This window comes from Sphingobium sp. V4, from assembly GCF_029590555.1.
Classification (GTDB): domain Bacteria; phylum Pseudomonadota; class Alphaproteobacteria; order Sphingomonadales; family Sphingomonadaceae; genus Sphingobium.
On sequence record NZ_CP081002.1, the window covers coordinates 488,303 to 505,903 of the forward strand.

Annotated in this window: 16 protein-coding genes; 4 read left to right on the forward strand and 12 right to left on the reverse strand. The window is 63.9% G+C overall.

Features of this window, described 5'->3' with window-relative positions; genetic code table 11:
- Positions 1–205 precede the first annotated feature (205 nt).
- From K3M67_RS17925 to K3M67_RS17935, 3 genes are read right to left on the reverse strand one after another with little or no spacing between them, the layout of a single operon-like run.
- Positions 206–436 (reverse strand): hypothetical protein, encoded by a 231-nt coding sequence (locus tag K3M67_RS17925; RefSeq protein ID WP_066856988.1) that lies wholly within the window; start codon positions 434–436, stop codon positions 206–208.
- Positions 433–2,022, reverse strand: coding sequence for a phytoene desaturase family protein (locus K3M67_RS17930; RefSeq protein ID WP_285833641.1), 1,590 nt, complete (start codon positions 2,020–2,022; stop codon positions 433–435). Before K3M67_RS17930 ends, K3M67_RS17925 begins: the two co-directional genes overlap by 4 nt.
- Positions 2,019–2,828: an SDR family NAD(P)-dependent oxidoreductase gene (locus K3M67_RS17935; protein WP_285833642.1), complete on the reverse strand. Its 810-nt coding sequence runs from the start codon at positions 2,826–2,828 to the stop codon at positions 2,019–2,021. Before K3M67_RS17935 ends, K3M67_RS17930 begins: the two co-directional genes overlap by 4 nt.
- A gap of 95 nt (positions 2,829–2,923) precedes the next feature.
- Between K3M67_RS17935 and K3M67_RS17940 the strand changes: the two genes are divergently transcribed.
- Positions 2,924–3,367 (forward strand): winged helix-turn-helix transcriptional regulator, encoded by a 444-nt coding sequence (locus K3M67_RS17940; RefSeq protein WP_232313679.1) that lies wholly within the window; start codon positions 2,924–2,926, stop codon positions 3,365–3,367.
- On the opposite strand, the gene K3M67_RS17945 is transcribed toward K3M67_RS17940, so the two are convergent.
- The 4 genes from K3M67_RS17945 to K3M67_RS17960 all read right to left on the reverse strand — a co-directional run bounded on the left by K3M67_RS17945 (position 3,364) and on the right by K3M67_RS17960 (position 9,232).
- Entirely contained in the window at positions 3,364–4,377 is a 1,014-nt protein-coding gene (locus K3M67_RS17945; RefSeq protein ID WP_066856999.1) for a LysR family transcriptional regulator, read from the reverse strand. The genes K3M67_RS17940 and K3M67_RS17945 overlap by 4 nt on opposite strands.
- Positions 4,378–4,390: 13 nt before the next feature.
- Positions 4,391–5,320 carry an NAD-dependent epimerase/dehydratase family protein gene (locus K3M67_RS17950; RefSeq protein WP_285833643.1) on the reverse strand — a complete coding sequence of 310 codons (930 nt, stop codon included), beginning with the start codon at positions 5,318–5,320 and terminating at the stop codon, positions 4,391–4,393.
- A gap of 3 nt (positions 5,321–5,323) precedes the next feature.
- A complete protein-coding gene (locus K3M67_RS17955) occupies positions 5,324–6,712 on the reverse strand; it encodes a sulfatase family protein (RefSeq protein WP_066857005.1) in 1,389 nt (462 codons plus the stop codon).
- Between the two features lie 69 nt (positions 6,713–6,781).
- Entirely contained in the window at positions 6,782–9,232 is a 2,451-nt protein-coding gene (locus K3M67_RS17960; RefSeq protein ID WP_285833644.1) for a TonB-dependent receptor, read from the reverse strand.
- Between the two features lie 228 nt (positions 9,233–9,460).
- On the opposite strand from K3M67_RS17960, the gene K3M67_RS17965 reads away from it, so the two are divergent.
- Positions 9,461–10,585 carry an FAD-dependent monooxygenase gene (locus K3M67_RS17965; protein ID WP_066857011.1) on the forward strand — a complete coding sequence of 375 codons (1,125 nt, stop codon included), beginning with the start codon at positions 9,461–9,463 and terminating at the stop codon, positions 10,583–10,585.
- A 42-nt stretch (positions 10,586–10,627) separates the two neighbouring features.
- On the opposite strand, the gene K3M67_RS17970 is transcribed toward K3M67_RS17965, so the two are convergent.
- Genes K3M67_RS17970 through K3M67_RS17990 form a run of 5 tightly spaced genes read right to left on the reverse strand, consistent with a single transcriptional unit; the run spans position 10,628 to position 15,021 of the window.
- Positions 10,628–11,395, reverse strand: a complete 768-nt coding sequence (locus tag K3M67_RS17970; RefSeq protein ID WP_285833645.1) for an SDR family NAD(P)-dependent oxidoreductase — start codon at positions 11,393–11,395, stop codon at positions 10,628–10,630.
- A 2-nt stretch (positions 11,396–11,397) separates the two neighbouring features.
- On the reverse strand, positions 11,398–12,729 hold the full coding sequence (hisD, locus tag K3M67_RS17975) for a histidinol dehydrogenase (RefSeq protein WP_285833646.1): 1,332 nt from the start codon (positions 12,727–12,729) through the stop codon (positions 11,398–11,400).
- A 43-nt stretch (positions 12,730–12,772) separates the two neighbouring features.
- Positions 12,773–13,072 (reverse strand): putative quinol monooxygenase, encoded by a 300-nt coding sequence (locus K3M67_RS17980; protein WP_285833647.1) that lies wholly within the window; start codon positions 13,070–13,072, stop codon positions 12,773–12,775.
- A gap of 22 nt (positions 13,073–13,094) precedes the next feature.
- Positions 13,095–13,808 (reverse strand): SDR family NAD(P)-dependent oxidoreductase, encoded by a 714-nt coding sequence (locus K3M67_RS17985; protein WP_285833648.1) that lies wholly within the window; start codon positions 13,806–13,808, stop codon positions 13,095–13,097.
- Positions 13,801–15,021 carry an MFS transporter gene (locus K3M67_RS17990; protein WP_285833649.1) on the reverse strand — a complete coding sequence of 407 codons (1,221 nt, stop codon included), beginning with the start codon at positions 15,019–15,021 and terminating at the stop codon, positions 13,801–13,803. Before K3M67_RS17990 ends, K3M67_RS17985 begins: the two co-directional genes overlap by 8 nt.
- A 189-nt stretch (positions 15,022–15,210) precedes the next feature.
- On the opposite strand from K3M67_RS17990, the gene K3M67_RS17995 reads away from it, so the two are divergent.
- Positions 15,211–15,870, forward strand: coding sequence for a TetR/AcrR family transcriptional regulator (locus K3M67_RS17995; RefSeq protein WP_198162843.1), 660 nt, complete (start codon positions 15,211–15,213; stop codon positions 15,868–15,870).
- Between the two features lie 88 nt (positions 15,871–15,958).
- Positions 15,959–17,011, forward strand: coding sequence for a Rieske 2Fe-2S domain-containing protein (locus K3M67_RS18000; protein WP_285833650.1), 1,053 nt, complete (start codon positions 15,959–15,961; stop codon positions 17,009–17,011).
- The last annotated feature ends 590 nt before the right edge of the window (positions 17,012–17,601 follow it).

Below are 17,601 nucleotides of genomic sequence, written 5' to 3' on the forward strand. Positions count from 1 at the left end.
TCATGGCGGCGGGGGCGACGGCGCGGAAACGCATTTCATGGGACGCTGCTATCGGTGGGGCGGATAGGTGGGGCGTTTGTTGGGGGGCTGGCATGTCCTCCCCTGCAAGGGGAGGTGGCTGGCGCAGCCAGACTCGATAACGGGAAACCCCTCCACCCGCTTCTCCGGTCCCCTCCCCTTGCAGGAGAGGATTGTTGGGGTTGCCCTAGCCCCGCCGGAACAGCAGGGTCAGCAGGAAAAGGATGGTGCGCCTGTCCAGCAACCGCAGCGCGGCGCGCGCTTCGGCGGGGGTCAGTTTGGCGACCATCGGCATGGCGCCGAAGATCTTTCCGCGGATGATGAGGGCGTTGCCGTCCCGCTCGATCTTGCGGACAGTCATCAGTTCCTTGTCCTGCGCGTCGAGGATTTTCATGACGGGCGGCTTGTTCGTAGTCATTGTACGGCTCCTGCGCAGACCTTGTCATAATCGATGCCCATATCGTCCATCATCTGGATCGCGGTGGCGCGGCCCGCGCCGAACACGCCGCCGCCCGGATGCATGAAGGGGCCGACGAGATAGAGGCTCTCGATCCCCGGCACGCGGAAATGGCCAAGGTCTGGCGTCGGGCGGTGGCCGACCGTCTGGTACATGAAGGGCGCGCAGCCATGAATGTCGCCCTTGACGAAGCTGGCGGGGCTGTCGCGTTCATGATCGAGCGGGGAGCGGACCAGTGAGCCGATGATATTATCCTCGTCCAGATTGCTGTAGAACAGGCGATATTGGCGCAGGCTTTCTTCTGCGATCTCTTCCTTCATCCGGTCCCATGCCGCCGGGCCGCCTTCGTGCAGGTCGTAGGGCGCGAAGGTCACCCCGTAGAAGATACCGCCCCCCGCCGGCGCGCGGCTGGGATCGTTGGCGGTGTTGTCGCCGCCCGCGATCAGGCGGCGGGGTGGCACCACGCCCCGGCGCAGATGATCGTAATCCAGCAGCATATCGCGCATCCTGTGGGTCTGGAGCAGTTCGGTCATCACCCCGCCCTCCCCTTCGCTCCAGCGCAGCTTGGCCTTTTCCTTGAGCGCCATGTGCAGCAGGTTGATCGAGAAGGTGGAGGGCGTGACCCGTTCTGCCCGTTGCAGCACGGGTTCAGGGGTTTCGCTGACAAAACGGCGCAGCACATGGGGGTGGATCGCGCCGATGACGCCATCCTTCGCCATGATCGTTTCGCCGTCGATCAGTTCCAGCCCCGTCGCCTTGCCCGACGAGACGATGACGCGCTTCACCTCCGCATTGCAGCGCACTTCGCCGCCCATATGTTCGATCGCGCGGACCAGCGCCTTGCTGAGTTCGCCGGAGCCGCCCTTGGGCATCGACACGCCATAAGTGTGGATGATGCCGGGCATCAGCAGCGCGCCCATGCCGGTGCCCAGTTCGTCGGGCATCTGGAGATTTTCGGTTACGAGCCGGACGATATGGATTTTCAGCCGGTCGCTCTCGAAATATTGGTTCACGACATCGAGCGCGGACCGCTGCATGACGTCGAGCAGGAAGCGGCCCTCATCCGACTGGTCCATCATCGCGACGAAGGCTCCTATCGGGAAGGGCGGCGCGTAAAGACCGCCCATGAACATCGGCAGCACGCCCTGGCTGATACCGACGAACTTGCGATAGGCGTCGGCATCGCGCAGGCTGTACTGCGCGATTTCCTGGCAGGTGCGGTCGAGATCCTTCCATGATCGCATCACGGTGCCATCATCCCAGATGCTGACATGCGGCAGTTCGGGATAGATATAGTCGAGGCCGAATTTGCCGATCAGGCCCAGCTCGTCCTCGCGGATCATCGGGTTGCCCTGGATCATGATGTGAACATTGCTATGTTCGTCATGCCAGTAGCCCGGCGTGATGAGTTCGCGGGTCGACACGCCGCCGCCGAAATGGGGCTTGCGTTCCAGGACCAGAACCTTCTTCCCCGCCTTGGCCATATAGGCAGCAGCGGTCAGGCCATTATGGCCCGCGCCCATGACGACGATGTCGTAATTGCTCATTGATGCTCTCCAAAGAAGGCGCGGAACTGGGCGATGCCAGGGACGTGGCTGGCGCAGCCGCCATCAGCGACGATCAGTTGGCCGGTAATGTTGCGGGCGGCGTCGGACGCGAGGAAAGCGGCGACCTGGGCAATGTCGTCCGGGTCGCCAAGCTGCTCGCGCAGGGTTTCCGCCTCCACCGCTTCGCGCAAGGGCGGCGGGAAGGCAGCGCGGAGTGCGGGCGTCATCGTCATACCGGGCGCGACCGCGTTGCAGCGTATGCCATCGGATCCGTGGCTGGCGGCGATCGAGCGTGTCATCTGGATGATCGCGGCCTTGGACGAACCATAGGCGGCCTGAATCAGATGCCCCTGCAACGCCAGATTGCTGACGGTGTTGACGATATTGCCGCGCGTGGCCCGCAGATGGGGGAGCGCGGCGCGGCAGGCGACCATGGTGCCGCGCACGTTGACGGCATAGGTGCGGTCCCACAGCGCCGTTTCCATATGCTCGATATTGCCATCCCGTTGCGCGATGTCGGGGCCGAGCAGGGCGGCATTGTTGTGGAGAATGTCGAGCCGGCCATAATGGGCGATGGCGGCGGCGATCATGGCTTGGGTCGAGGTTTCGCTTTCCAGATCGAGCGCGATCGCCAGCGCATCGGGGAGCGTCGCGGCCAGCGCCTGCGCTGCCTCGAACGCGATGTCGGCGATGGCCACCAGCGCGCCGCGCGCCGCCATCAGTTGCGCGGTGGCCGCGCCGATCCCGCCCGCTCCGCCGGTGATGATCGCTACCTTGCCGTCCAGACGGATCGCATCGGCCTGCATCGCTTTCTCCTCCCTTGCTCTTGTCGACAGGCATCATATGCTGCGCAGCAGAGGCGGGAAGACGGCACTTTTTTGTGCCCTCCAAAATGAGACCGATGATGATCTTCGACGATTTCTATCCGCACGCGCGCGTGGGTCTGGCCGCGCTGGCGCAAGATATGGCGGACCATGGCGCGCAGCGCGATGCGCCGATCCGGACCATCTTCGGCTTGCTGGGGGATCGCTGGTCGATGCTCGTCCTGTTGCTGCTGGCCGTCGCGCCGTTTCGCCACGCGGAATTGCGCAGGCTGCTCGACCGGCTGAGCGCGGAAGGCAGGATTTCTCAGCGGGTGCTGACGCTCAAATTGCGGCTGCTGGAGCGCAACGGGCTGGTGGCGCGATCGGTGAGCGAAGATGTCCCGCCCAAGGTAGGCTATGCGCTGACGCCCTTGGGCGCCGAACTGGTCGAGGAAGCGCGCCGGCTGCTGGGCTGGGTGCAGGCCAGCAGCGTGCAAATCAATCAGGCACGGGCGGCCTTCGACAGGATGGAGGACGTCTAACCGCGCGACTTGGGCGTCGAATCGCTCAGGAATTGCGCGGCCAGTTCCTCGCGCGATACGCGCGCCTCGTCCAGCGATACGACGGACGGATCGCGTGCCGGGACGGCGGGCATCTGCGCATAGGACATGATCCGTTCGACGACCCAGCGGATCGCCGGATCATTGTTGCTGGAAATATGCCACTGGATCGCCTCGCGAATGGGAGGGATGTCCATCGGCACTTCGCGCAGGGTCAACGGCAGATAAGCGGCCATGCGGGTCGCCAGCCGCCGGTGCATAGTCGCGATCCGGTCGGAGCCGATGACGAGGCCGGGAAGGGAAAGAAAACTGTGGGTTACGATCTCGACCCGGCGCTGACGCTTCTGACGACGCACGAACCAGTCCTCGAAAGCGGACACGCGAGCGCGGCCGAAGCGAGCGGTGACATGCCCAAGCTCGAAATAGAGTTCCTTGGTCATGGGCCCGGCCATCGCCGGATTGCCGTTCCAGCCGACGACGACATAATCGTCCTCGAACAATATCTGACTGGGGTGGTCGGCGGAAATCGCATAGTCGATGGTGATGAGCAGGTCGATGGCGCCGCGTTCAAGCGATTCCAGCAAGGCTTCGCTCAGCGACTGGATTTCGAACCGCATACCGGGCGCCTGCTGTTGCAGGTCGGTCATGGCCGCGGCCAGCAGCACTTCGGTGATATAGTCCGACGCCATGATACGAATCGTCCGGTCGGACGTGGCGGGATCGAACGGCGGCGGCACCGCGATGGTCGAGCGGATCTGTTCCAGAACGGCGCGGACCGGATCGACCAGCCCTTCGGCGCGGGCAGTCAGCACCATCTGCCGCCCCTTCTGGACCAGCAGATCATCGGCGAAATAGTCGCGCAGACGGCCCAGGGCAGAGGATGTGGCGGACTGGGACAGGCAGATGCGGTCCGCCGCCAGGCTGACGCTGCGTTCGGCCAGCAGCGCATCAAGCGCCACCAGCAGATTGAGATCCAGCCTGTCGAAGCGCATGTCCTGTCCTCCCTCAGCCTGCCGCTATGGCCGACAGCGCGTTGGCAACGAGCTTAGCAGGATCGCCGTCATGGGCAAAGCCGGCATGGTCCGCTGCCGGGGTGGCAAGCAATGGATGCGCGCCGAAGGCAGCCTCCAGCGCAGGGTCCGGGCGGTAGCGGACAAGATCGGGCGACACGCCGCATTGCCGCGCAACCTCGGCGGCCAGATCGCCCATGGCGATGCGCTGTGCGGGCAACGTCACGACGCGGGTGACGGGCATCAGCGCCGGGTCCATGGTGAGCGCATGGACCAGATTGTCGGCGCAGCGCGCGACCGACTGCGCCCAGATGGTCGCGCCTTCCGAGACCGGGCAGACGAAGGGTTCGCCCGCGCGCAGGGCATGGAACAGGTCACTCATGAAGGCAGATTTCATGCCCGATGGCCCCTTGGGCCGAGCGAGGATGCCGGGCAGGCGGACGCTGATCCCCTCTATCTCCCCGCGATGGTGCATCATGGCGACGGCGATCTCCATCATCGCCTTGTGCCCGCCATAGATCATGCGCGGGGCGAGCGGAGTGTCGTCGTCCACGCCACCGGCGGGCAACGGATCGCCAAACACCGCGATGGAGCTGGCATAAACGATGCGCGGCCTGCGCCCCGCTGCCTTCGCGGCATCGAGCAGGTCGTACATGGCGTCGATATTGATACGGCGGGACGCGGCGGGATCAGCCTCCGCCGCGCCGCCCGGAACGGTCGCGAGATGGACGAGCGCGCTGCATCCGTCGGCACAGGCTTCGGCACGGACGGACGGCGAAGCAATGTCACCCGCCACCGCGCGCGCACCAGCGGGGATGCCGCCTGCCACGCTATCCATGCCGACAACGCTCTCACCCGCGTCCAGCAGGCGTTGCACAAGCTGGCGGCCGACGAAGCCACCGGCTCCGGTCACGATGATCGTCATGGTTCAATATCTGTCCGCATAATGAGCACGCACATCCTCGCTATAGCTTCCGAGCGGATAGGCGAGCATCTGGCTGTTCCAAGCATCCCATTGCAGGCGCATGGCCTTCAGCCGCGCGGGATCGTCGGGCGCGAGATCGGCGCGTTCGCGCGCGTCGCTGGCGAGGTCGAACAGATGTTCCTTGTCGCCCAGTTTGAGATATTTCCAGTTGCCCTGGCGCAAGGCGGCCTGGCCATTGGCCTTGAACCGCCAGTAGAGGGTGCGATCGATGGGGGCAGCACGGCCGGTGAGTTGCGCCGACAGGTCGAGGCCGTCGAACGTGCCGGCCTTTGCGCCATTGCCTCCCGCCATGGCGAGCAGGGTCGGGAGGAAATCCATCGAGATCATCACCTGATCGCTGGTCGAGCCCGGGGCGATATGGCCGGGCCATCGGGCGAGCAGGGGTACGCGTATGCCACCTTCCAGCAGCTCGCCCTTGACGCCGGTGAAGGGCCAGGTTTCGGAGAAGCGTTCGCCGCCATTGTCGCTGGTGAAGATGATGATTGTATTCTCGGCCTTGCCGCTGCGCTCCAGCGCCGCCAGCAGCTTGGCGACATTTTGGTCCATCGCCTCGACCATCTCCTTATATTTGGCGAGGCTTCCGCCATTATAGTGAAAAGAGCCATCGAGCGTCGGCGCAACTGCGGCGTCCTCGCGCCCTTCCCAGGGCCAGTGCGGCGCATTGAAATGCAGGCTGAGAAAGAAGGGCTTATCGCCCGCCTGCTCGACCGTCTTCACAGCTTCGTCGCCGAACAGGTCGGTCAGATAGCCGTTGCGCTCGATCGGCGTGTCGCCTTGCGCAAGGCCGACGCCGACCGTCTTCTTTCCCATCACCATATGATGGCGAAAATAGTCGGCCGCGCCTTCGACGATGCCGAAAAATTCGTCATAGCCATGGCGGAGCGGCCCGTGGCGGGGCGGTTCGCCCAGATGCCATTTGCCCACCAGCTTGGTGCGATAACCCTGGTCGCGCAGGACCGAGGCGATGGTAGGTCGGTCGACCGGCACCCCGATGCCGTCCGGTGCGCCGGGGCCTAGCGGCTCCTCGACGCCGATCGGGAAGCGATATTGGTAGCAGCCCGTCAGCAGTGCAGTACGGGTTGGCGAGCAGATGGCGCTGTTGGCATAGCCCTGCCGGAACTGGATGCCCTGCGCACCGATGCTGTCGATCGCGGGGGTACGGATATGGTGCGATCCGGTGCAGGACAGGTCAGCATAACCCAGATCGTCTGCCATGATGAAGATGATGTTGGGGCGGACCTTGCCAACCGGCGCAGTAGCACCCTCCCCGCTCGCGGCCAATGTCCCGAGCGCGCCTACGCCGCCAATGAAAGCCCGTCTGTCCAACTGCATGATCGTCCTTCCGGAAGTGTCGGGAGCAGGACCGCCAGGCCCTGCTCCTTTACCCTATCCTCGTTTGCTTCAGAAATTCGCAGAGAAGCGCAGGCCATAGGTCTGCGGTGCCGTGTACCGGGCGACCGCCATACCGATCGGCGAGCGCTGGGGCGTAGCTATGCGGCGCTTATTCTCCAGATTGTAAAGGAAGGCGCCCAGCGACCAGCCGCCATCGGCCGCGCGCAGCGTGAGGTTGAGGTCGGTCTGCCAATAGGCGCGGATATGTTCGAAATCGAGATATTCGAACGCGCCCCATTGGTCGTCGCGCCAGGCGGTGGCGATATTGCCGACCAGTTCGAGCGAGCGGCCGAGCGGCACCACCTGTTCCGCGCCCAGATTGACGGTCCATTTGGGCGAATAGAGCAAGGGCTTGCCCGAACAGTTGAAGTCCTTGACCGGCGCGCCGCCGGCGGTCGCGCCGGTCAGGGTAAAGGGACAGGCGATATTGTCGCGGGGCGAGGCGGTATAGAGGTGCAGGTCGTCATAGGTGGCTTTGAGATATTGCACTTTGGCGTTCAGTGTGGTCGTCGGCGTCGCCTTGACGATGGCGTCCACGTCGAAGCCCTTGATCGTCGACTTGCCCGCATTTTCGTTGGAATTGATCAGCGTGCCGCTGGTATCGACCGTGAAATAGGTGATCTGCTGGTCCTTATACTTCCAGTAGAAACCCTCGACGTTCAACTGCACGCGATTGTCGAAGAAGCGGTTCTTCGATCCCACCGTGTAGGCCGTGATGAATTCCGGATCATAGCTCGACTTGCCCTCCGCCAGCTGGAAACCGCCGGCGCGATAGCCAGTTTCGACCGTGGCGTAGAGCAGGTTCGCCGGGCCGAGATCGAACTCCGCCGACGCCTTCCAGGTGACGCGCGAATAGCTGCCGCTGTCGACCACCGGATTATAGGTTTTGAGGATCGTGCCCTTGCCGTTCAGCAGCGCGAAGACCTGCGGGTTCGCCTGGTCGGTGCTGCCCGCCGCGATCCAGCCATTGCTGGCCAGCCAGTTGACCGTGTCGCCAGTCGTCAGGAAATTGGGATAGCGCGGCAGCGCATTGGGTGCCGCGCATCCCGCCGCGAAGGAGGCCGGCGGCACGATATTGGCGGGCGGCAGGCCACCGCAGAAGGTGATGAAATTGTTGATGATGCCGTCCATCGACTTTTTGTCGCGGGTGTAGCGCGCACCGCCGACCAGGCGGAAGCGGTCGCTGACATGGGCGGTCAGCTGGCCAAAGCCGGCCCAGCTTTTCGTCTTGTGGGTGTAGGACTGGATCGGCAGCACGAATTCCTGATTATATTCGTTCTGGGCGTCGATCCTTTCGTTGAAGTAGAAGCCGCCCAGCACATAGTCGATCATACCGACCGACCCGGCGAGGCGGGCTTCGAGGCTGTATTGTTTGTCCGTTTCGGCGCTATACGCCGTGTTGAACGCCGGGCCGTAGAAGAAGCTGTCGCCCTTCGACTTGCGGAAGGCGGGGACGAGCGTGAACGTCCCGATATCGGTCTTCCAGTTCAGTTCCGCATTGACGCCCCAATAGGTGTAATCGACCGACTGCTGCTGGTTCATCGCATTGAGGAAGCCGAAGCCCGGCGCGCCCAGCAATGTCCGTCGATAGGCGTTGGCCGCATCCGTGTTGAACCCTTCCGACGCATCGAACGGCCCCGGCGTGAAGCTATATCCCGATGGACCGGGCGTATAAGCGCCGATATAGCTGCCCCCCGGCCCGACGCCGCCGATCTTGGTCCAGTCCGCGCCGATGCGCAGGCTGATGGCGTCGGTCGGCTCGATCAGGAACTGGCCACGCAGGCCGGTCCGCTTCAGATCGTCACTGCCATCGCGGTTATAACCGTCATGGACCTGGCGCGTGGCGGCGACGCGGAGCGCACTGGTGTCGCCGGTCGCAAGGTTGAGATAACCGTCGACATTGACTGCATCATAATTGCCGAGGGACACGTTGAAGCCCGCGCCGTTGCGGCCCAGTTCCGGGCGAGCGGGAATGATGTTGACCGCGCCGCCGGTGGCGTTGCGGCCGTACAGTATGCCCTGCGGGCCTTTGAGCACCTCGACACGGGCAAGGTCGTAGAAGGCAGAGCCGAAAGCGCCCGCCGCGCGGCCCAGCACGACGCCGTCATAGCTGGGGGTGACGGCGGGGTCGTTATAGCTGCTGGACGTGATGTTGCCGACGCCGCGGATAAAGATCGAGGTGTTGGACCCGCCGCCATTGGTGACGGTGATGGCGGGGACGCTTTTGGTGATATCCTCCGCCTTGGTGATGCCCTGCTGGATCAGCGTGTCGCCGGTAACGGCGTCGATCGCGATCGCGGCCTTTTGCGCGCTTTCCGACTTGCGCTGCGCCGTCACGACGATTTCGTCGATACCGGCCGACGACTGGTCGGCCGCCTGTTCGGATACCTGCGCCCAGGCGTCCGGCATGGTGGCCATCGTTACGACGGCGGCCGTTGTGGCGAATAGAATCTTGCGCATTGCCCTCTCCCTGAATGGTTTTGATTTGGCGCAATATTGGTCGTTGAAACGGGTCGCTGTCGCATTGATTTTCTGGATGGGACCTATCTGCACGCGCGGACGATGGCGAAACGATCGCCCCGTCTATCCAGCTTTCCGATAGCAGATATTGAAGTAAAGGATTTTCGCGGCTGCCCGGCACTCGATAGCAGAAACAGTGAGAAGAGTTTCCGGGAGAGGCATGGTATCATGATTGCGGGCAAACATATATTGATCGTCGGCGGAGGCATTGGCGGCATGGCTGCTGCCATCCGTCTGGGCGAACTGGGCGGCAAGGTCACGCTGATCGACATCGATCCGGAATGGCGGGTCTACGGCGCGGGGATCACAATCACCGGCCCGACGCTCCGCGCCTATCGGCGCCTTGGCCTGCTCGACGCGATCAAGGAAGAAGGCGCAATCGCCAAGGGATCGACCATCTTCCGCCATGACGGGTTGCGCTTGCAGCAACTGGATGAACCCGCGCTGGAGGAAGGGCTTCCTGCGACCGGCGGCATCATGCGGCCCAAATTGCACCGCATCATGCAGGCGCGAGTCAAGGCGCTGGATACCGATATTCGCTTGGGCCTGTCGGTCAGCGCGCTCGAAAACCGCGATGGCGGCGTGGACGTGACCTTCACCGACGGGACCCAAGAGCGCTTTGACCTAGTGGTCGGCGCCGACAGCATCTATTCGGCGGTGCGGCGCATGGCTTTCCCGCACATGGCCGAGGCGCAGCCCACCGGCCAGGGATGCTGGCGCGTGTCGATGAAGCGCCCGCCGACGCTGGAGAGCGGGGAGATTTATCTAGGCCATCGCTATCCCGCAGGCATCAATCGTTGCGCGCAGGATATGGTCTATCTGTGGATGCTGACGCCGCATGAACATCGCGAAGTCCATTTCACCGACGAGGAACTGTTCACCAGATTGCAGGAAAATCTTGCCGATTTCGGCGGCAACATCGCTTGGGTGCGGGAGAATATGACCCGTAACGACTGGATCAACTATCGCCCGCTCGCCGCCGCCTTGCAGCCTGGACCCTGGCATATGGGGCATATCGTGCTGCTGGGCGATGCCGTCCATGCGACCACGCCGCACATGGCGTCGGGCGCGGGCATGGCGGTAGAAAGTGCGCTGGTGCTGGCGGAGGAACTGGACCGGGCGGCTACTATAGAGGCTGGTCTGGAAGCCTATGAAGCGCGACGCTACGACCGGTGCCGCCATGTCGTGGAGACCAGCATCGCCGTCGGCAGGATGCAACTGGCAGGCGATCCACCCGAAGCGATCGGTGCGGCGCTGGGCGCGGGACTGCACCGGCTGGCGGACGATTATTGAACGCGGCGAAAGGCCCGGCGGACGCAACCGCCGGGCCTTTCCTTATTCGGCGGTCCAGCCGCCATCAACGACCAAGCTGGTGCCGGTCATCAGCGCGCTGGCGTCGGACGCGAGGAAGACCACAACGCCCATCAGATCCTCGACCGTGCCGAGCCGCCCCAGTTTGATCTTGTCGAGCACGCTGGCAAGAAACGCCTTGTCCTCGAAAAAGGGTCGCGTCATCGGGGTTTCGATGAAGGTCGGCGCGATCGTGTTGGACCGGATACCGTGCGGCGCCAGGTCCAGCGCCATGGCCTTGCTCAGCCCCTCCAGCCCCCATTTGGACGCGCAATAGAGCGAGCGACGCGGGCCGCCGACATGGCCCATCTGCGACCCCATATGGATGATCGATCCGCGCAGGCCCGCAGCGATCATGCCCCGCGCCACGATCTGCGCGGCAAAGAAGGCGGCGCGCAGGTTGAGGCCGAGCACCGCGTCATAATCCTCCTCACTCACCTGGGTGAACGGCTTGGGGCGATTGGTCCCGGCGTTGTTGAGCAGAATGTCGAAAGGGACGAGCGCGCCGAGCGCCGCGGTCATGCTTGCCACGTCATTGACGTCGATACGGACCGCCTCCGCCTGGCCACCCGCCGCGCGGATCGCCTCCGCCCCGGCCGTGATCTCTTCCCCGCTGCGGGCGGCAAGCGTCACATGCGCGCCCGCCTGCGCCAGCGCGGCGGCGCAGGCGAGGCCGATGCCTCGCCCTGCACCCGTCACCAGCGCGCGCCTGCCATCCAGCCGGAAGCTGGGCGTCGTTGGCAAAGCCTCCATCGTCAGGCGGCCGTCGCCGGCGTGGGTTCGGCCGCCCCGGCATAGGGGACGTCGCGGCCGCCATAGCGGCGGACCCGGATGTTCGCCTGCTCACCATGGCCAGAAAAGCCTTCGAGCGCGCACAGGCGGCTGCAATATTCGCCGACCAGCGCCGATGCTTCGTCGGTCATGACCTTCTGATAGGTGCAGGTCTTGATGAACTTGCCGACCCACAGCCCGCCGGTGTAGCGCGCCGCCTTCTTCGTCGGCAGCGTGTGGTTGGTACCGATGACCTTGTCGCCGAAGCTGACATTGGTGCGCGATCCCAGGAACAGCGCGCCATAATTGGTCATGTTCTTGAGGAAATAATCAGGATCAGCGGTCATCACCTGGACATGTTCCGACGCGAGATCATCGGCGATGCGGACCATTTCCGCATCATCCTCCGCCACGATCACTTCGCCGAACGTCTCCCATGCCTTGCGCGCATAGTCGGCGGTGGGCAGTATCTGTAGCAGCCGCTCGACCTCCTTCATCGTCTCGCGCGCCAGCTTCTCGGAAGTGGTCAGCAGCACGGCCGGGCTGTCGGGGCCATGTTCGGCCTGGCCGAGCAGGTCGGTGGCGGCCAGTTCCGCGTCGCAGCCGATCTCGTCGGCAATCACCAGCGTCTCGGTCGGCCCGGCGAACAGGTCGATACCGACCCGGCCGTAAAGCTGGCGCTTTGCTTCGGCGACGAAGGCGTTGCCCGGCCCGACGAGAATATCGACCGGGTCGATGCTCTGAGTGCCGAGCGCCATCGCGCCGACCGCCTGGATGCCGCCCAGTGCATAGATGGCGTCCGCGCCCGCCATGGCCTGCGCCGCGACGATCGCGCGGGCCGGCTGCCCCTGGAAGGGCGGCGCGCAGGTGATGACCCGCTTCACGCCTGCGACCTTGGCGGTGATGACCGACATATGGGCGGATGCGAGCAGCGGATATTTACCCCCCGGCACATAGCAGCCGGCCGAGTTGAGCGGCAGATTCTTGTGGCCCAGGATGACGCCCGGCATCGTTTCGGCCTCGACGTCGTGCAGGCTGTCGCGCTGGATCTGCGCGAAGTTGCGAACCTGGGTCTGGGCGAATTCGATGTCCTTGCGCTCCTGCGGCGACAGGCTGTCGACGCAGGCGTCGATTTCTGTCTGGCTCAGGCGATAATCGTCCCGCTCCCAGCCATCGAATTTGATCGACAGGTCGCGCACCGCTGCGTCGCCACGCTGTTCGATGTCGGCCAGCGTCGCTTCGACGATATCGCGGACCTTCCGGTCGGCATCGGCCTTCGCCTGTGCGGTCGCGCCCCGCTTAAGATATTGTGCCATATGTTCGTCCTTTCTTATGGGGCCATCCGAGCCCGAAAATGAGTCAGAATCCGCCGATCGCGGGTTCGATGTGGAAGACGTCAGGCGTCGCCTTGAAAAAGGGACCAGCCAGCGCGCGCCAGGCCTGGAAGCCGTCGGACGCGCGGAAATCGACCATGTGCGCGTCGACGCTGTCCCAGCCCACCACCAGTAGATAATGACCCGGCCGATCGACCGCGCGCTCCAGCGCAAAGCTGCGGCAGCCGGGCGCGGCACGGAAATGGGGCTGCGCCTGCGCGACGGCCGTCTCGAAATCGGCGGCTTGGGCCGGATCGATGTCGATCCGGGCAATTTCCTTGATCATGTCCATTCCTTCCTTCGTCGCATCACCAGGCAGTCGCGCCCGCATCGACCGCCACGTCGGCGCCGGTCACATAGCGGGCCTCGTCCGAGGCCAGCCACAGCGCACACCAGCCGATGTCGTCGGGCTCGCCCAACCGCTTGAGCATGTTTTTCGCCAGCACCGTTGCCTCGAACGCCGGGTTTTCCGCCAGATGGCGCCCCGTCGCTGCGGTGCGAATGAAGCCGGGCGCGATGCTGTTGGCACGGATATTATGTGGCGCGCCCTCCATCGCGAGTTGGCGAGTCATCGCCAGCACCCCGCCCTTGCCGGCGCAATGGGCGAGCGCTGGAGAGCCTTCGAGCGCGTGGCGGGCATTGGCCGAGGCGAAATTGATGATGGAGGCATGGCCGCTTGCCTTGAGCCAGGGCCAGGCGGCGCGGGTCGCGAGAAAGACGATATCGAGTTCACCCGATAGCGTCGCTCTCCAATCGGCATAGGAAAGCGCCTCGATCCAGTCGAAGATGGCGAAGGCGGCGGCATTCACGAGAATGTCGATGCGGCCATGATCGGCGCCGATCCTGTTGAACAGCGCATCGGTCGCGGCTTCGTCCAGCAGGTCGCAACTCTCGTCCACGCCTGCCCGGTCGACGCCGATGACATGCGCGCCTTCCGCAGCAAAGATGCGCGCGCAGCCCTGGCCGATGCCATTAGCCGCACCTGTGACCACCGCCACCTTGCCCTTCAGCCGATCAGCCATGGACGATCATGCTTTTCACCGGCTGTGCACCGCGACGGAGCGGCGCTAGCAACGCGATACCTGCGCCGACCAGCGCGCCAACCGACATCAGCAGGAATGCCCCCATCAAGCCGCCGGCCTGACGCCCCAAGAGCGTGACGACGACGGGGCTGAGAAACTGGCCGAAGGCAAAAGCGCTCTGCCACATGCCGGCACCCCGTCCACGTACCTCGAACGACAACAGGCTCATCGACCAGACCAGCAGCGTGGGCAGCAGCAGGCCAGCGCCAACTTGATTGAGGAAGCAGCCGACAAGGAAGGGCGTCGGGCCCTTTGCCAGCGCCATGGTCGCAAAGCCCGCCGCGAGCAGCGCGAATTCAATGAGCAGCAGGCGGCGAATGGGCCAGCGTCCGACGCGAGAATAGACGAAGGTGCCCAGCGGCACGCCGATGCTGGCGATCGATGTTAGCAGGCCGATTCGGGCGGGATCGGTCAGGCCCAGATGCACCAGCCCCGACGATGCCTGAATCTGCACCGTGTAGAAGAAGATCGAGCCATAGACGGTGATCGCCAGGATTATCATCATGCGCCGCCAGGGGAAGCCCCCATCAGCGACAGGCGCCGCCACCCCCGCGGGACCGCTACGCTCCCCCTTCGGCTCCCACGTGAAGCGCAGCACCAGCGCGAACATCAGCAGCGCGGACGCATAGACCCAGAAGGGCATACGCCAGCCGAACGCGCCAAGCTGGCCCCCGATGTTGAAGAAGAGCAAGGCCGACAGGGACGCGAAGGCGGTCTGTCCCGCCAGCCATTTGTCGCGCGCTGCGCCGGTGAAATAATCGCCGATCAGCGTGGTGGACAGTACCATGATCAGCGCCTCGGACAGCCCCACGCCGACGCGCGACGCCAGGATGGCGGGAAGGCTGGTGAGGAATACCGGCGCGACGCCGGTCAGCGCATAGAGCAGGAAGGCGGCCAACAGCAGGCGGCGGCGGCCGAAATGGTCCCCCAGTAGTCCGGCTATCGGCGAGAGGAACGCCACGCAGAGCGCCGGAACGGTCAGGATCATCGGCACCCAGAATTCATATCCGGGCACTGCACGATAGGCGTGCAGCAGTTGCGGCAGAATGGGTGCCAACAGGACGATCGCCATGGTCGACAGTGTGATCGGCAACAGCAGCGCGATTCCCGTCAGCGGGCCGGGCATAGGGTGGGAAAGGGTTTCGCCTGCCATGCTGCTAATCGCTCCGCCGCAATATGGTGCAAGCGCGCATCGTCTTTTCCCCTCCGCGGTTTTTCTGGGGGGCAGGATCATGCCGCGGGGCGATCCGGTCAAACCGAAACGATGAAATCGACCTATTCATGGAAGTGCGCCGCGATCCGGGCGCTTGCAACATGTCGGCATCGCGGCGAATGTCCCACCATGTCCGCGCCCGCTTCCGTCTCTGTCCCGTCCGCCAATGGCAAGCACCGCGCCGCCAACGCGCGCAAGGCCGCGCTGATCCATCACGCCCGCGAACAAATGGCCGTGCATGGCGTTCAGAACGCGAGTCTGAACGACATCATCCGGCTCGCCGGCGGATCGAAGGCCACGGTCGTCAAATATTTCGGTAACAAAGCGGGGCTGTTCGCTGCAGCCATGGCGCTGACGGCGCAGGAAGTGATGGCGGAGCTGACGCTGGACACCGGGGCGGAGGATCGGCTGGAACCTGCGCTACAGAGCCTGCTGCGCGGGTTGCTCGCCTTCTACCTGCGGCCGGATTCGCTGACGGTCTATCGCGGCGTGATCGCGTCGGCTGATGCGGCCGAGGGATTGGGTGACAGTTTTTATCGTGAGGCGCATCTTCTGGTGGTCGATGAAGTTGCGGCTTTCCTCTCGAAATGGGTCGGACGGGGCATCCGCGCCGACATCAACCTGCAGGACTGCGCCGGACGCCTGACCCACATGATCCGCAGCGATCTGTATGAGCGGCGACTGCTGGGATTGGTTCCGCCACCCGATGAGGCGGCAATCGCACGCCAGGCCGCCACGACGGCAGCCCTTTTCCTGAACGGAGTGGCGGAAGGCAGCGCGCCAGCCTAAGCCCCACTTGACTCGACCCGAAACCAAAGTGTACCAATGGTACATAACATGGCCGGGCCTGCACAGCCGGCGGGATGAGGAGTATGTGATGGCTTATCTGAAAAACGCCTGGTACGTTGCCGCCTGGGACCATGAGGTGCCCGAAGGCGGTATGCTGTCCCGCCGCCTGCTGGGCGACCCGATCCTGTTTTTTCGCGATGAAGCCGGCGTTGTGAAGGCGCTCCATGGCGTGTGCCCGCATCGTTACGCGCCGCTCGCGCGCGGCAAGCTGGTCGGCGACATGGTCCAGTGCGGCTATCATGGCCTGGGCTTTGGCACCGACGGCGCCTGCGTTCACAATCCGTTCGGCGCGCCGCCCAAAAATATGAGCCTGCGCCCCTATCCGGTCATTGAGTTGCACAGCGCGATCTGGATCTGGATGGGCGAAGCGGACCGCGCGGACCCAGCGCTCATCCCCGATTTCGGCTTCAATGATCCTGAGACGGCCTGGGTTGGCAAGGGCTATCTGAACGTCAAGGCGGGCTACGAACTGGAGATCGAGAATATCCTGGACCTGAGCCATGTCCAGTTCCTGCATCCGACCACGCTCGGCAGCGACAAGGTGTCCGAAGGCATCTACACCTGGAAGCAGGAAGGTGTGGAAGTCTGGTCGAACCGCGACATCCATGGCGAAATGATGACGCCCGAACTGGCGGAAGCCATGGGGATCGACCCTGACGCCCTGGCCGACCGCTGGATCAACGTCCGCTGGAACGCGCCGGCCAACCTGGCGATATTCGCCGGTGCGGTGACGAGCGGCCGTCCCAAGGCGGAAGGCCGGGAAGCGCCGACGGCGCATCTGTTCACCCCGGAAACGGCAACCAGTTCGCACTACTGGTATTCAATCGCCTTTCCCAAGGCCATGGGTCCGATCGGCGACCAGATGGCACAGGAGCAGGTCCGCTTCCTGAGCGTCCCGTTCGAACTGGAAGACCTGCCCATGCTCGAAGATCAGCAGGCCAATATCGGCGACCGCGATCTGCGCACGATGAAACTGGGCTGGCTTCCGGGCGACGCAGCGGGCGCGCGGGCACGCAATCTTCTCTATGCGCGCATCGACGCCGAAGTCGCGGCGAGAGAAATGACGACGGAAATGGCCTGAAAAGCCTGCTTCCGTCCTTACAGCCCATAGAATTTCCCTTGGCGCGGATAGGCGGGTTTCGCTGCTTCTATGAACGCCCTACCTTCGTACTCGGTCCAGGGCTGCAGCGGCCCCTCCGCTGTTCATTGCGAGGAACATCCCGAAGCGGGAGGCCGATGGCCCTTCTTCCTGCGGGATTTTCGCGACGACGTCCCGCGAAGTAATATCGGCCAACCGAACGAAAGAGCTTTGCTATGCGTGGCCGCCCGCGGAAAGCTGCCCGATCGAGAGCCGATAAATCGTCGCTGGTGCAGGACATTCCGCACCTCTTTCCCCAGGCTCGGACGTCTGCCGATCCCCAGAAAAGCTGGAATAGAAAAGTTGGCGTAGGGTTTCGCCCGCCGAGCGCCTCACCTATCGCTTAACGTCGGCTCGGCCAATCGTGCCCGAACCGATAAATGGACCCAACGCGCGATAGGTTCCGTTGATAATGCGTGCGTTGTCCGGCATAACGGGCCTTACCCCACAAGGATCCACCTTGTAAAATGCCAATACGACAAGCAAGGTCAGAACAATAGCGAATCCGCTATATATAAATCCGGCGTAGAAAT